General features: G+C 39.6%; 10 protein-coding genes and 1 riboswitch. Of the genes, 4 read left to right on the forward strand and 6 right to left on the reverse strand.

The genetic code is table 11. From position 1 onward, the window contains the following. Positions 1–72: 72 nt before the first annotated feature. The gene (gene thiI, locus AAEU29_RS18680; protein WP_421974728.1) at positions 73–1,533 is read left to right on the forward strand and encodes a tRNA uracil 4-sulfurtransferase ThiI; all 1,461 of its coding nucleotides are present in this window, start codon (positions 73–75) and stop codon (positions 1,531–1,533) included. Here the strand turns inward: thiI and AAEU29_RS18685 are convergent. Beyond that, the gene (locus AAEU29_RS18685; RefSeq protein WP_421974729.1) at positions 1,511–2,422 is read right to left on the reverse strand and encodes a ketopantoate reductase family protein; all 912 of its coding nucleotides are present in this window, start codon (positions 2,420–2,422) and stop codon (positions 1,511–1,513) included. The two genes, thiI and AAEU29_RS18685, sit on opposite strands and share 23 nt — an antisense overlap. Beyond that, complete coding sequence (locus tag AAEU29_RS18690) at positions 2,391–2,753, reverse strand: VanZ family protein (protein ID WP_498049602.1); 363 nt, start codon at positions 2,751–2,753, stop codon at positions 2,391–2,393. Before AAEU29_RS18690 ends, AAEU29_RS18685 begins: the two co-directional genes overlap by 32 nt. Before the next feature lie 287 nt (positions 2,754–3,040). Here AAEU29_RS18690 and AAEU29_RS18695 point away from each other — a divergent pair, with 287 nt between their 5' ends. Beyond that, complete coding sequence (locus AAEU29_RS18695) at positions 3,041–3,523, forward strand: YajQ family cyclic di-GMP-binding protein (RefSeq protein ID WP_421974731.1); 483 nt, start codon at positions 3,041–3,043, stop codon at positions 3,521–3,523. Between the two features lie 55 nt (positions 3,524–3,578). On the opposite strand, the gene AAEU29_RS18700 is transcribed toward AAEU29_RS18695, so the two are convergent. Next, positions 3,579–6,839 carry a M6 family metalloprotease domain-containing protein gene (locus AAEU29_RS18700; protein WP_421974732.1) on the reverse strand — a complete coding sequence of 1,087 codons (3,261 nt, stop codon included), beginning with the start codon at positions 6,837–6,839 and terminating at the stop codon, positions 3,579–3,581. 197 nt (positions 6,840–7,036) lie between these two features. Then, positions 7,037–7,202, forward strand: a riboswitch (cobalamin riboswitch). 34 nt (positions 7,203–7,236) lie between these two features. On the opposite strand from AAEU29_RS18700, the gene AAEU29_RS18705 reads away from it, so the two are divergent. Further along, the gene (locus AAEU29_RS18705) at positions 7,237–9,147 is read left to right on the forward strand and encodes a TonB-dependent receptor domain-containing protein (RefSeq protein ID WP_421974733.1); all 1,911 of its coding nucleotides are present in this window, start codon (positions 7,237–7,239) and stop codon (positions 9,145–9,147) included. Positions 9,148–9,205: 58 nt separating this feature from the next. Here the strand turns inward: AAEU29_RS18705 and msrA are convergent, their stop codons facing one another. Continuing rightward, positions 9,206–9,730, reverse strand: coding sequence for a peptide-methionine (S)-S-oxide reductase MsrA (msrA, locus tag AAEU29_RS18710; RefSeq protein WP_421974734.1), 525 nt, complete (start codon positions 9,728–9,730; stop codon positions 9,206–9,208). A 65-nt stretch (positions 9,731–9,795) separates the two neighbouring features. Here msrA and AAEU29_RS18715 point away from each other — a divergent pair, with 65 nt between their 5' ends. Continuing rightward, the gene (locus AAEU29_RS18715; protein WP_421974735.1) at positions 9,796–10,494 is read left to right on the forward strand and encodes an SDR family NAD(P)-dependent oxidoreductase; all 699 of its coding nucleotides are present in this window, start codon (positions 9,796–9,798) and stop codon (positions 10,492–10,494) included. 28 nt (positions 10,495–10,522) lie between these two features. On the opposite strand, the gene AAEU29_RS18720 is transcribed toward AAEU29_RS18715, so the two are convergent. Together AAEU29_RS18720 and AAEU29_RS18725 are read right to left on the reverse strand one after the other, a co-directional pair. Then, on the reverse strand, positions 10,523–13,612 hold the full coding sequence (locus AAEU29_RS18720) for an efflux RND transporter permease subunit (RefSeq protein ID WP_421974736.1): 3,090 nt from the start codon (positions 13,610–13,612) through the stop codon (positions 10,523–10,525). Beyond that, a complete protein-coding gene (locus AAEU29_RS18725) occupies positions 13,609–14,670 on the reverse strand; it encodes an efflux RND transporter periplasmic adaptor subunit (RefSeq protein WP_421974737.1) in 1,062 nt (353 codons plus the stop codon). Before AAEU29_RS18725 ends, AAEU29_RS18720 begins: the two co-directional genes overlap by 4 nt. Between the last annotated feature and the right edge of the window lie 102 nt (positions 14,671–14,772).

The following is a 14,772-nucleotide window of genomic DNA, read 5'->3' on the forward strand; positions in this document are numbered from 1 at the left end:
GTAAACTAAACTTTTAACAAGCTACTTAGTCTTGGTATAATAGTAAATTCACTGTCGCTTTGAGAATGATGTATGTTCAAGTTTATCGTTAAATTACACCCTGAAATATCGATTAAAAGTAAATCGGTTCGCAAACGTTTTACCAAACTTTTAGCATCGAATGTTAAAAACATGGTTATTCGTGTTCATGAAGATGCGAAAGTAATTCAAAACTGGGACAACATTGTAGTGATGTGTAAAAGCCAAGATGAAGCTGTTCGCCTTGGTTTAATCGATACTCTAAAGCGCGTACCGGGTATTGTGCAATTTATTGAAGTACAAGAAACTACCTTTGAATCTTTAGATGATATTTACCAAGTTGCATTAACACTAAATAATGAGCGTTTAAAAGGCAAAACCTTCTGTGTTCGCTGTAAGCGCCAAGGTAAACATGACTTTACTTCAAGTGATGTTGAGCGTTACGTTGGTGGTGGCTTAAACCAAAATGTTGAAGGCGCTCAGGTAAAACTGCAAAAACCTGAAATCACAGTAAAAATTGAAGTTAAAAACGAATTTGCTTACATCATTAAAGAAACGCATTTAGGTTTAGGTGGCTTCCCGCTACCTACCCAAGAAGATGTATTAAGCTTAATGTCGGGCGGTTTTGACTCGGGCGTTGCAAGCTACTTAATGATGCGTAAAGGTGCGCGTACGCACTTCTTATTCTTTAATCTTGGTGGTGCAACACACGAGATTGGTGTTAAACAGGCAAGTTATTATTTGTGGAAACAATTTAGCTCAACACACCGTGTAAAGTTTATTAAAGTAGACTTCGAACCTGTTGTTGCTGAAATTCTAGAAAACATCGAAAACAGCCAAATGGGTGTGGTACTTAAACGTATGATGATGCGTGCGGGTAGTACGATTGCACAAAAGTTGGGTATTGATGCATTGGTAACTGGCGAAAGCTTAGGTCAGGTGTCGAGCCAAACATTAGCAAACTTAAACGTGATTGACCGCGTAACTGAAACGCTAATTTTACGTCCGCTAATTCAACACGATAAACAAGAAATTATCGATATTGCACGCAAAATTGGCACCTCAGAAATGGCTGAAGCGATGCCTGAATTTTGTGGCGTTATTTCTAAAAAGCCAACGGTAAAAGCCAAGCTTGATAAGATCATTGCAGAAGAAGCAAACTTTGACTTTGATGTGCTTGATACCGTTGTAAATAATGCACGCATTATGTGTATTAAAGAGATTGAAGCAGAAACCAAAGAAGAAGTTAAAGAAGCTGAATCAGCTGCTGAATTACCAAAGGGTGCGATTGTGATTGATATTCGTTCGCCTGAAGAGGAAGACAGCGACCCGTTAGAGCTTGATGGTATAGAAGTAAAACACCTGCCGTTTTATAGATTAGCGACACAATTTGGTGATTTACCAAAAGGTGAAGAGTACTACTTATACTGTAAAAAAGGCGTAATGAGCCAACTACAAGCGCTAATTCTACATGAAGAAGGCTACACTAACGTTAAAGTGTATCGCCCTGAATAAGCGTTAAAAAGCGAGAGTTAAATGGGGTTGGATAGCAATATTCAGCCCCTTTTTTATGGATATAACCACAAATACTGTCGATTTCGGTTTGCTGCTGTTTAAATACATCGCGATTCATTGAAGAGAAGTTTTGTGCCGTTGCCCGCATCACACGGTAGGCGCTTTCAAGCGCGCTATTGAGTGATACTTTTACTCCTTCTTTATTGGCTATAAACACCGCTTCATTTACCAGTCCAAATATATCACTAGCATATTGCGGTGTTACAAGTGCACCATTTTTAACTTGATGCACAGCAGTTAATGGATTTATCGCAATATTAATAATCAGCTTTTGCCAAAGCAGTACGTTAATGTTTTGCTCGATAGTGATATTTGGCAAAGCATTTAACATGTACTCAATTGTTTGTGTTTTTTGGTCATTATTGTTTAACGCGCCAATAAAGCTGGCGCCAAAACCTGTATGTTCGACAGTAAAATCTGCGTGCTTTAGAGCCGCCATGCTGGTGGTAAGAAAAAACACCTGTTGATTAGCAAGCTTTTGCTTTATTAAAGCAAGGTTTGGCATACCATTATGGCAAAGAATAACCGTTGCGGTATCAACTAGTTTGTTTTTTAGGGAATCTAAAACAGCATCAACTTGATGCGACTTTGTTGGAATAATGAGTTGTTCAATGTGCTTTACTTCATCGAAGGTAACGGTAGTTACTGTAAACTCACAAAGTGAATTGTTTTGCCCGGTAAAAAGCACAGTTTCATTGTGCTTTTTTTTGTTTCTAACAATAAGGGTAATATCGAAATATTGGCGCAAATAAAAGGCAAGCAATAAACCAATTGCGCCATGACCTACAATATGAAGCTTAGGCTTGTTCGCTGTGTTTTGGTTTTTCATAGCGTTTATGCCAGAAGTGGCTTACAACTAAATAACTCACAATACCTGCAACATCAGCAACAAAGTCAGCAAAAGAGGCTTGGCGATGAGGGATCATACCTTGTACGTATTCTACGCCTGCGCCATAGGCTGCCAAAATTAGAATGTATAACCAAATTGGCGCTTTAAATGCGCGCTTTAAAAAGCCTGTTAAAACAAAAAATACGGAAAAATGTGCGAGTTTATCAATATGCGCAATACTGGCTACTGATGACTTAACTTCTTTAAAAAAGAGCAGGCTACAAGCAATAATAATCACTACAAATAACGCCTGATAAATACGACGACTCACACGAAACTTCCTCAAAAACATGAAAGCCGAGTATATCAAATAGAAGTGCGCGACAATATGAAAAATTTGTAAGTTTAAATATGCGCTTTATAATACCAATTCAATTAAATAGCTAATTATGCTAGCGGGCTAAATATCATGCTCTCTGCGTTATAATTTATCGATGTAGAATAACTACATAAAATAAATTCTGCCTTGTTAGTATTTCATTTATCCAGCGCTATATCTGATCACATATTTAATAGAATTGGTATAATCGCACCATTAGCAAATTACGGAGATAGATAATGCCTTCATTTGATATCGTTTCTGAAGTAGAAATGACTGAAGCAAAAAACGCGGTTGATAATTCAAATCGTGAATTGGACACACGTTATGATTTTAGAGGGGTTGAAGCCTCGTTTGAATTCGCTAAAGAAATTATCACAATGAAAGCGGACTCTGATTTTCAACTGAATCAGATGTTCGATATTCTTGCTGCTAAAGCAGTTAAACGCGGTTTAGATGTGAAAAGCTTTGAGCTTAAAGACGTAGTTCACACAGGTAAAACCTACTCACAGCAAGTTATTATTAAACAAGGTATTGAAAAAGATATCTCTAAAAAAATTATTAAGCTAATTAAAGACTCAAAAGTAAAAGTGCAGTCAGCGATACAAGGTGAGGAAGTGCGCGTTACTGGTAAGAAACGCGACGACTTACAAGCGATTATGCAACTTGTGAGAGAAGCTGATTTAGGGCAACCGTTTCAGTTTAAAAACTTCCGTGATTAACATCTGCGATTAATTAAGTTTGAATAAAAAAAGAGCCACATATGTGGCTCTTTTTTTATATTTTTCTACGTAAACTTATTAGGGTAAGTAAACCTAATAACGCAAATACGCTGCCGCCAGAAGAGCTTGATGCTTGATTAGGAGGAGGTGTATTTTCAATTTTATTCTTAACCGTGATTTGTATATTTGCAGTGCTCGTTTCAAAGGCATCTGATACGCTCACTTCAAGGGTAATCACTTGATCGCTATCTACTTCTGGAGCTGTGATAACTATGTAAGAAGATGTGGCATCTATAATAGTCACATCGGGTCCACTCGTTTGCTGCCAAAGATAGCTTAGTTCATCACCATCAGCGTCAGTGCCATAGGCAGTTAATGTAATAGAGTCACCCTCAGAAACTGTTAAGTTATCACCAATGGTGACTTCTGGCGCAGTATTAGATTTTTTAACAACTACTTGAACATAAGTACTTATTGAACCTTTGCCATCAGTGACAGATAAAATGAACTCAAGTGTTGCTGTTGTTTGTACATCTGGTGCAGTAAAGCTTAGTGTATTTGAATTTTCACCAGTTAAAGCCACAGTTGGCCCTGAGATTTGTTGCCAGTTAATTGTAAATGCATCTTCATCAGGATCTGAAATCTCTGCCGTAATCGAAACTTGCTCATTAGCAAAAACAGTTAACGAATCTTGTACATCGACTATTGGTAGTTGATTAATGTTTACAACGTTTACAGTAACAAACCCTTTCGTTGATCCTTTGCCATCATTTGCAGTAAGTGAAAATGTTAAACTTTCATCCTCTTTTACAAGCGGTGCTATAAAACTAAGTGATGGGCTAGCGTTATTTTCAATCGTAACTTGGGTGCCAGATGTTTGTTCCCACAAAAGAGTTATTGGGTCGTTGTCAGCATCTGTCACAGTTGCGTTTATGGTGACTAATTCACCTTCAGCAATATATAGGGTTGTTTCTAATTGAATAACAGGCAATAAATTATTATCAACAGTGTCTTCTATCTCTAAATAGTTAAGATAGTGAGATATTAACGCGGCTTGGCTACCTGCAGATAAGTGACTTAATGAACATGTATTAACGATTAGCTTTGCATTATTTACAACGCTTTGTAAGCCACAATTACCTGGTTCTGTTTTCCACTCTCCTGCATCCCAATCATAATATTGACCAGTCGCGGTTAAAAAAGTGGTTGAATTAGCTTTTTCAATAAAATCTGAAACTGGTGGTGACACACTATTCTGTGAATAAATAGTTTCGTTAATGCTTTGACCGTTACTGAGGGCAACACTCTCTATTTTCTCAACATATATTTCGTTATGTAATGCCGTCACACCTAATGTTGAGCTTAATTCTGGTGATAAACTAAAGGCATTTTCTCCAGCAATAATAATTTTGCTATTAAAACGAGTGTAATCATCAATAAGAGAAATTTCGTTACTTGAAGCCGCTCTGTTCCGAGAATAAGCCTGAAGTGTTCCATCATCTAATCGTTGCCATGGCGTGCGAGCATTACCAAAATCAATTGATACAAATTTAAAATTGGTGCTGGTTAATGGGAAAAGAAAGTCAGCGTAATACACTGGTAGAGTTAGGCTATCGTATATTTGCTTGGTATCGGTATTAAGTTCATGATCTAAATGGAAATGCATGCCTGCAGATTCACCATTATAAGCAAATACCTTTAAATGCTCAGCACTTTTGAAGCCATCGGGGGTAATGGCATTAAATTGTAAATTTAGTTGCCCATTTTGCGTGATAAAATTCTCTAGATTTATTTCAAATGGCGCAGACACAGTCGTTTTAGACTCACCATTAATTAACAGTTCCACCTGTGCAACTTGGCTTAAATCATCACTGCTAATAGTTGCTTTTGCGTTATGTGATATCAGCGATTTATCGACAATTGAATCAACAGAAATAGTAGCAATATTTGGGTAAACTTGAGCCGAAATATTAGCGCCTGATTCATTGATTGTGATATTGCTGATATCCACGCCAGTGTGTTTTGTTGAGTAATTCTTGCTGCTTGGAATTGATTGTGGTGAAAAAGTATCCCCAGTGTTAAAAAGATCGTTTTCATTAGCATTTGCATTCAGTAATTCAATTTCATCTAAGTTATCGGCTTGAATTAGGCGGATAAGTTTGTTGTCAGAATAGCTATTATCATTAGCAAAGTAACCCCAGTCGTTAAGCCCTGCATTGATGTGCCAAATATTTAGTCCTTCAGCATAGATATTGGCATCGTTCCCCGTTTTATTACGATATTGCACAATAAAATATTCGTCATATTTATTTGTTGCTGTGGTATCGGTGCGTAATATTAGCGCATCTTGACTTGTTGAAGTCGGGGATAGTTGATAATTCGTAACTGAAGTCGTGGCAAATTGAGGTGTTAGCCAACCTAACGCAAATTTACTGAAGGCGCTGTGATCAGAGCCATTATTATCCATCATATCCATGCCGCCAGTACCACCACGAGGGCCAATGCTGTCGTCATAGTCATAATAGTCAGGTAAGCCAAGCGCGTGGCCAGTTTCATGGATTAACACCAGTGGCGAAAACGCATCACCTTCGTTGTAGGCAAGCCACTGCCATGAAATGGTGCTAATGGTTTTACCATCTACTGTAAAAGAGTTATCACCAAAGCCAGAAAATGTGCCCCACCAAAGGCTTGCCCATTCCCCTGGAGGACCTGTCCAAATAACTGCAACGTAATCTATATCGCCATCGCCATCGTTATCGTACTGACTAAAGTCATGACCAAGTGCATCATGGTATTCAATCGCTTCTTTGATAATTTGTTGTTTTACTTCATAGGCATTGTTGCCATCATCAATTGGGCGGTTGTAGTCGGTTTTGTACCAGTCCAGTACGTTACCTTGAATATCGAGTTGATTATAAGATGCGCGTTGGTAGTAAGCGCGTTGGCTTTCAAATGGAAAACTGGTTGATTCACCTTCACCAAATATTTTACTAGAAATAGCACTTTGAGAGTTATTTTCAGTGTGCAAATAATCTGGGAATTCAACTAATAACACCAACATTTTTGGTGAGCCTAAACTTGGAAAGTAGCCTTCAAATGGATTTGCTTCCACAGTTTGATTTTGCATAGCTTTTAGCTGCGGAAGGTGCTGCAAACGTTTGTGGTTACCATAAGCTCTTGCTTGTTGTGCTCTTTTACTCAAGGAGTTTTCAGATTTATAGCGCTTTAGTTGTTCTTGAGTTGGTGGTTGAAGTGCATTTACTTGCAGGGTAAGTAGGGCACTTAAAGCAAGTAGCAGTTTGGTTAATTGGTTCATAGTTACATCCATCATAAACTTATTATCACTAGGTGATTTTTTTAGTCTAACATTTAACCAGTCGTTTATAGAAATAAAAACTGTACTATGTAAATTGTGATTTTAGCGGTTTAGACATCTAAAATTGACATTTATACCTATCCCCTCCACAATACGCGCCTAAATTTATAGCCTATTGGTGCCGTTGATTTTTTTGTTATTAGCTTCAAGACGAAGTTGAGCTTAAAAACAAACGGATAATCGGGAAGTTGGTGTGTAAGCATGAGGCTTATTAAATCCAGCGCTGCCCCCGCAACGGTGATGTGTTTTGTATTCGTAAGCAAAATGCTCAGCCCGGAGACCGGCCAGTTGGTTTATGCTAACTATTAACATTGTGCGGTGGGCACAAGGGGATAATATGTATTACAAATCTAAGTTAGGTTTGGCGCTTAGCCTTGCCTTGTCTTCTTCATACGCTTTAGCAAACACAGCTTCAAATGAACATGCAAAGCACGATATCGAAACCATTGTTGTAACAGCGAATAAACTTGAGCAATCAATTGATCAAACCCTAGCCAGTGTGCAAGTGATTGACCGTGCTCAAATTGAGCAATTAAATGTGCGTGACGTTCTTAGTTTGTTAGAAACACAAGCGGGCATTCAAGTAAACCGTAATGGTGGGCAAGGGCAAAATGCCAGTTTATTTGTACGTGGCTTAGAATCTCGTTACTCGTTAGTGTTAATTGACGGTGTACGTGTAGGCTCAGCTACTTTAGGGTATAAAAGTTTATCAACTTTACCACTAAACTCAGTTGAGCGTATTGAAGTAGTTAAAGGTTCACGTGCAGCACAATATGGCTCTGACGCTTTGGCTGGTGTAATTAATATTATTACGCGTAAGGCGCAAGGGCACAGTATTGCATTTACATCTGGTTCAAATAGCTACGCCAACTTAGAAGGTACATCACGTTTTTCAACTGAGTATGTTGATGTTGCACTTAATGCAGGCTATGAGCGAACAGAAGGTTTTGATGTATTAGAAAATGATGCAACAAACTTTGCCGATCCAGATAACGACGGCTATGACAACCTTAACCTTGGTGTAAACTTAACTCATAGTAATGAATTACTAGGTCAATTTGGGTTGTTAGCGCAGTACTCAACGGGTGAAGTAGAATTTGATAATTACTACGACTACCAAGCGTCTACAGCGGATAAAACCGAGTATGAAAATTATCATGTGAATGCTAATTGGTTTAAGCAAGTGGGTGCATTTAGCCATAAAGTAGATGCGTCATTTAGCCAAGATCAGGATGATAGCTTTGGTACGGGTGAAGATTCTCGTTTTGCAACGGAGCGCGTGCAGCTAGACTACCTTACTACGTTTGAATTTTCAGACCATATTGATTTTAACGGTGGCCTAAATTGGCATCAGGATAAAATTGATACAACAAATCGTTATGATGAAACAAGCCGTGACGCATACGCTATATTTGCTGGTGCATTTTTTGATGACAACACATTCCTTGCTAACCTAGCTATTCGCCACGACGATTATGAAGAAGTTGGTTCAGAGCAAACATATAACCTTGCTGGTGGTTACTATCTTCATGAAAATGCAGTCTTACGTTTAAGTCAAAGCACTGGTTTTAAAGCGCCAACGTTCAATGATTTATATTATCCAGGTTCAGGCAATGCTGCGCTTGAAGCAGAAACATCATTAAACCGCGAACTGGGTTTACGTGTTGATTTTGAACATGTAAGTGTTGATGTTGCCGTTTTCCGTAATGAGTTAACTAATAAAATTGCATGGGCACCAGCTCCAACGGCAGATAACCCGTGGCGTTGGTCGCCATTTAATATTGCTGAGGCACGTTATGAAGGTGTTGAACTAACCACTAACTTTGCATTTTATGGTTTTGATAACACGCTTAACTTAAGTTATATCGATGCGCAAAAGGTTGATAACTCACCTGAGGCTATTGAGCGTTATAGCGATTTACCATTTGTATCAAATGAGAATGTGCGTTATAGCATTGCAAAACAATGGCAAGGTTTTGATGTTACGTTAAGTGTTGCTTACCAATCAGAGCAAAAATCCACGCTAATCAACAAAATTCCGTCGCATATCTTGTGGGATTTAGCAGCTAACTTTATGTTACAAGAAAACTTAATCGTTACTGCACGAGTGGAGAATCTATTCGATAAAGAATATATTCCAAGCCAAGGCTATGGCGTTGATATCAATGGTGACTGGGTAAGTGATGCGTTTTATCACTACAATGAAATTGGTCGCCAAGTGTATGTTGGTATTGCGTACGATTTTTAATAGCGTGATTTAACGTTTATTTATTTCGTAATTTAAAAGCCGCAATTTGCGGCTTTTTTTATTGCGCTAGTAATGTCGCATAGTTAGCTGAGAACTTAGCTAATTTAGGGCCAATCATAATACTGCAGTATGGCTGATTAGGGTTATCACTGTAATAATCCTGGTGATATGTTTCTGCATCATAAAAACGCTCAGCGGGGCATAGTTGAGTAACCACTTTATTTGCAAACAGAGCTTGTTGGCTTGCTAACATTTTTAAGCTTGCCAGCTTTTGTATTTCATCTAAATAAAAGATAACGCTACGGTATTGCGTGCCAACATCGTTACCTTGGCGGTTAAGTTGCGTTGGATCGTGCAAATCAAAAAAGATTTGTAGCAATGTTGAGTAGCTAATTGCTTGTTCATCAAACTCAATTTTTACTACCTCAGCATGACCCGATAAGCCAGTACAAATATCTTGATAGGTCGGATTTTCAATATGCCCGCCGCTATATCCCGAAGTAACAGAATGTACTCCTTTTAAACGGCGAAATGCGGCGTCAATACACCAAAAGCAGCCGCCACCAAAAATTGCTGTTTGCATTATTGTTTAATCTATTTGGTTTTTAGTTTCGTACAGATTATGACAGACAGACAAGGGACGGCAAGATGAAAAAAAGTTTAATTATTGGGGCGGGTGGCATTGGCCTTGCTGTTGCTGAGCAACTTTATCAAGATAAACAGCACAGCATTACCATTATTACCAGCAATAAGTCGTTAGTTAATGATAAGCGTTTTAATGTGATGTTGGTCGAAGATCACAGTGAAGAGCAAGTAGCGAGTTGCCTTGCGACCCTATCAATCAAGTTCGATTGGGTATTTTGTTGTTTAGGTATGCTTCATCAAGATGACATTCAACCAGAGAAAAACCTTTCGCAGTGGCGTGTTGAGTCGGCGATGGCATTAATGCATGCCAATGCATTTGCACCTTTAACCTATTTAGTGCACTTGCAAAAACGATTAGCCGCTAACTGCAAACTCGCTTTTTTATCAGCTCGTGTAGGCAGCATTAGCGATAATCGTTTAGGTGGTTGGTATAGCTACCGGATGGCAAAAGCTGCACTAAATATGGCAATTAAAACAGCCAGTGTTGAACTTGCCAGAAGCAACAAGGAAATGTGTGTTTTTGCCTTTCATCCCGGCACCACAGATACCAAGTTATCTAAGCCATTTCAGCGCAATGTACCAGCAAACAAACTATTTACTGCCGAGTTTAGCGCGGAATGCTTAATTCGTTTAATGTCACAAGTGAATGTAAAAGATAGCGGACGATTTTTTGCTTGGGATGGGCAAGAAATAGAGTGGTAGCTTAGGATTAAGCTACCACATTGTAAAATTAAAGCGGGTGTTTATTTGCCTGCTGGGAAATTTCTTTTTCTGTCGCTTCAGGTGATTGTGTATTGCGTGCCAGCATGTAATACGCACTTGGAATGACAAACAGTGTTAGCAAAGTGGCTACCACCACACCGGTTAAAATCACAATACCAATTACCATACGGCTTTCAGAACCCGGGCCTGACGCCAACACCAGTGGAACCGAGCTCATTACTGTTGTTAAAGACGTCATAATAATTGGGCGCAGGCGCTGTTTCGATGCACTAATTAATGCCTCGGTAAAAGCGACACCTTTATCGCGCAGTTGGTTGGCAAACTCCACAATTAAAATACCATTTTTGGCACTTAATCCTATCAACATCACAATACCAATTTGGCTATAAATGTTGAGGCTGGAATTAGTAAAGAATAGCCCTGAAAGGGCACCAACTAAACCGAGTGGTACTGTAAGCATAATTACTAATGGGTGCACAAAGCTTTCGAATTGTGCAGCTAATACTAAGAAAGTGACTGTTAGCGCTAAAATAAATACATAGGTCATTGCAGATGCGCCTTCATAGAACATCTGTGATTCGCCTTTGTAATCGATTGCCCCTTCAATATCGTTTTCTTCCATTGCAACGTCATTCAAGAAATCCAGCGCTTCAGCAAGTGAGTAACCCGGTGCTAAGTTGGCACTAATGGTAATCGCTCGCATACGGTTGTAACGATTTAAACGCGCTGCGGTTGCTTGTTCGCCAATAGTAATAAGGCTATCCAGCGGTACTAAGTCATTGCTACGTGATTTTAGGTAAATCGATGAAATATTTTTTGGATCTGAAAAGTCTGCCTTGGTGCCTTTTAAAATCACATCATATTCTTCACCGCGATCAATAAACGTAGTAACGCGGCGCTGACCTAACATGGACTCTAGTGTGCGGCCAATCTGCGACACACTAATACCAAGATCGGCCGCTTTATTTTTATCAATGCTTACTAAGAATTGTGGGAAGGTTTCTTTGTAATCGTGATCAAGACGGACAAGCCCTTTGTTTTCACGAGCACGTTCTAAAATGCGATCGCGCCAGCTGACGAGTTCTTCGTAGCTATTACCTTGCAGCACAAATTCTACAGGGCGGCTATTGCCACGACCACCAATACCAGAACGCATAATGGCAAATGCTCGCACGTCTGTTACATCGGTAAGCTTTCCACTAATTTCGCCCATCACTTGCCAAGTATCGCGTTTTCGCTCATCCCAATCAGCCATACCAACAATGGCAACACCGCCACGGCCGCCCCAACCGGGAACGCGAATAAGCACACGGCTTAACTCACCGCTTTCTTGATAAGGCATTAATTTATCTTCGATTTGCGCCATGTTTTTTGCATTATTTTCATAGCTTGCACCTTCAGGGCCATTCATCATAATGAAGAAGGTGCCACGGTCTTCTTTTGGCGTAAGCTCAGAGGGTAATTGCTTAAAGAGTAAGTAACTAGCAAGACCTGCAAAAATAAGTAGCAGAAGCATGCTCTTAGAGCTGGCTACGTTATTTCGAAGTAGCTTTTCATAGCCATTTTCTACCTTGCTAAACAGTGCATCAATTTTATGGCTAAAAGCAGATTCTTTTTCGCTTGGTTTAAGAATTTTTGAACACAGCGCAGGGGATAAAGTGAGTGCCGTTACACTTGAGAAAATCACCGCAGCACTGGTCGCCATTGCAAACTCAGTAAATAAACTGCCGATTCGACCTTCCATGAAAACTAATGGGACAAACACGGCAACGAGTACCAAGGTTGTTGCAACAATCGCAAAGCCAACTTCTCGCGCGCCGCGATATGCGGCAAGCAGAGGAGGCTCGCCTAATTCAATTCGGCGGTGAATATTTTCAAGCATTACAATGGCATCATCCACAACTAAACCAATAGCAAGTACCAGTGCCAGTAAGGTAAGTAGGTTGATTGAATAACCCATACCATACAAAAAGGTAAAGCTGCCAATTAACGCTACAGGTACCGTAATTGCGGGAATTATGGTTGCGCGTACACTGCCTAAAAATAAAAATATCACAGCAACAACAAGAGCCATTGCAATTGCTAAAGTGCGGTAAACTTCTGTAATTGATTCGCGAATAAAAATTGATGAATCATAGCTGTCTTGAATGGTTGTACCCTCAGGTAAAGAACGCTTAATTTTTTCAATTTCTTCGCGCGCTTTTTCAACCACGGTTAGGGTGTTAGCTTTAGCTTGCTTAATCACGCCAAGGCCAATCATATCTTTACCGTTACCACGGAATAGGTTTTCTTCGTCAACCGCCTCTAATCGCACATCGGCAACTTCTTTTAAGCGTACAAGGTAACCATTATCACCTCGTTTAATTACGAGGTTTTGGAAGTCATCTTGCGATTTATAGCTGCGAGCAATACGTACAGTAAAGTCACGGTCAACTGACTCAATCTCACCTGCCGGTAACTCTACGTTTTCTTGACGAAGAACACGTTCAATTTCATCAGCTGTTACACCTTTTGCTGCCATTGCATCACGGTTTAACCATACTTTCATTGAGTATTCGCGCTGACCACCGAGTCTGACATTTGCCACGCCATCAACTACGGCAAGTCTGTCGACAATATAGCGCTGTGCATAATCAGACAGTTGCAACGAATTCATTGAAGTGCTGTTAAGTACAAACCATGCAATAGGGCTTTCATCGCTGTCGGATTTAGATACTTCTGGTGGGCGCACTTGCTCAGGTAAGCTATCGAGTGCGCGTGAGACGCGTTCGCGTACATCGTTGGCTGCGGCATCAATATCACGGTCGATATTAAATTCAATGGTAATATTTGAGCGACCATTACGGCTAGAGGAGTTAATGCTTTTTACACCTTCAATACCAGAAATTCGGTTTTCCAGTACTTGGGTGATTTTGGTTTCGATCACTTCAGATGATGCGCCAGTGTAGCTGGTGCTAACTGATACAATAGGAGTATCAATATCTGGGTATTCTCGAAGTGGCAGCATTGAGAAAACCACCAAACCAAAGGTAAGTAACAGTAAGTTAATTACAGTAGCAAAAACCGGTCTTTTAACTGAAACGTCGGTGAGAATCATTTCAGCATCTCCTTCACGCTCACTAGGCTACCCGGTCTTACTTTAATTATGCCTTCAGTAACAACTACTTCGCCTTCTGTTAAGCCGCTACCAATGGCAACCCAACCACCACGACGTATACCAATTATCACTTGGCGTTTTTCAATTTTTTCTTCATTTACTACATAAACAAAGTGCTTATCTTGTTGAGGGATAAGTGACTTCTCTGGCACCATCAAAGTGTTTTCAGCACTTAACTCTAACTGGGTGTAAAGCAACATACCGGTACGTAATGCATTATCTTTGTTATCAAAGCTAGCGGTGATTTTTACACTACGAGTCGCAGAATCAATGCGACTTGCGATATGCGATACTTTTCCGCTAAAAGTATTTGTTGGGTATGCAGGGCTTGTAGCCGTTACTGTCATACCGATAGATAGTTGTGCTAGGTATTTTTCAGGCACGTTAAAATCAGTTTTGATAATACTGGTATCATCGAGTGTAGTAATTTCAGTACTGGTGTTTACAAATGTACCCTTTGACACTTCACGCAGACCTAACGTACCACTAAAAGGGGCATAAATTTTCATTTCTGAAAGTTTAATTTTGGCGCTTGCAAGTTGCGTTTTAGTTGCTTCAAAACTTGCTTCTTGCTCATCAAGCGCTGAGCGTGCAGTCGCTTGCGTTTTTGCCAGTTGTTGTAAGCGCTTTAATTTACGGTTTTCTTCTTTTAGAAGAATTTCGAGTTCTTCGACACGGGTTTTTTCTTCAGCATCTTGCAGTTCAATCAATAATTGTCCTTTTTGAACTTTATCACCGTCATCAAAATAGATATTTTTAATATAATCAGACTGCGCGCTTACTAATTTTATCGCTTGGTTTGCTCGCGCAGTACCAAGTGATTCAATAATATTAGCTTGGCGACTAGTCGTTACTGTGTGTGCTTGAACCGGTGTTGCTTTGGCTTCTCGTTGATTTTGCTGCCCTTGTGATTCTGGCAGGTACAAGTAAATACACAAGCCAAATAGAATAATACAAATTAAAGGAAATAAGGCTTTACCAGATTGTTTCGCGTACATAGCAATTCTCGCAAGTATTCAGGGTTTACTATTCTACTAGACAGTTTAGAACTTGTGCGTGCGAGGTATCGTATAATATTGTGAATTAAACGTGTTTTTTTC

It is taken from the genome of Pseudoalteromonas aquimarina (genome assembly GCF_049257255.1).
Taxonomy (GTDB): Bacteria; Pseudomonadota; Gammaproteobacteria; order Enterobacterales; family Alteromonadaceae; genus Pseudoalteromonas.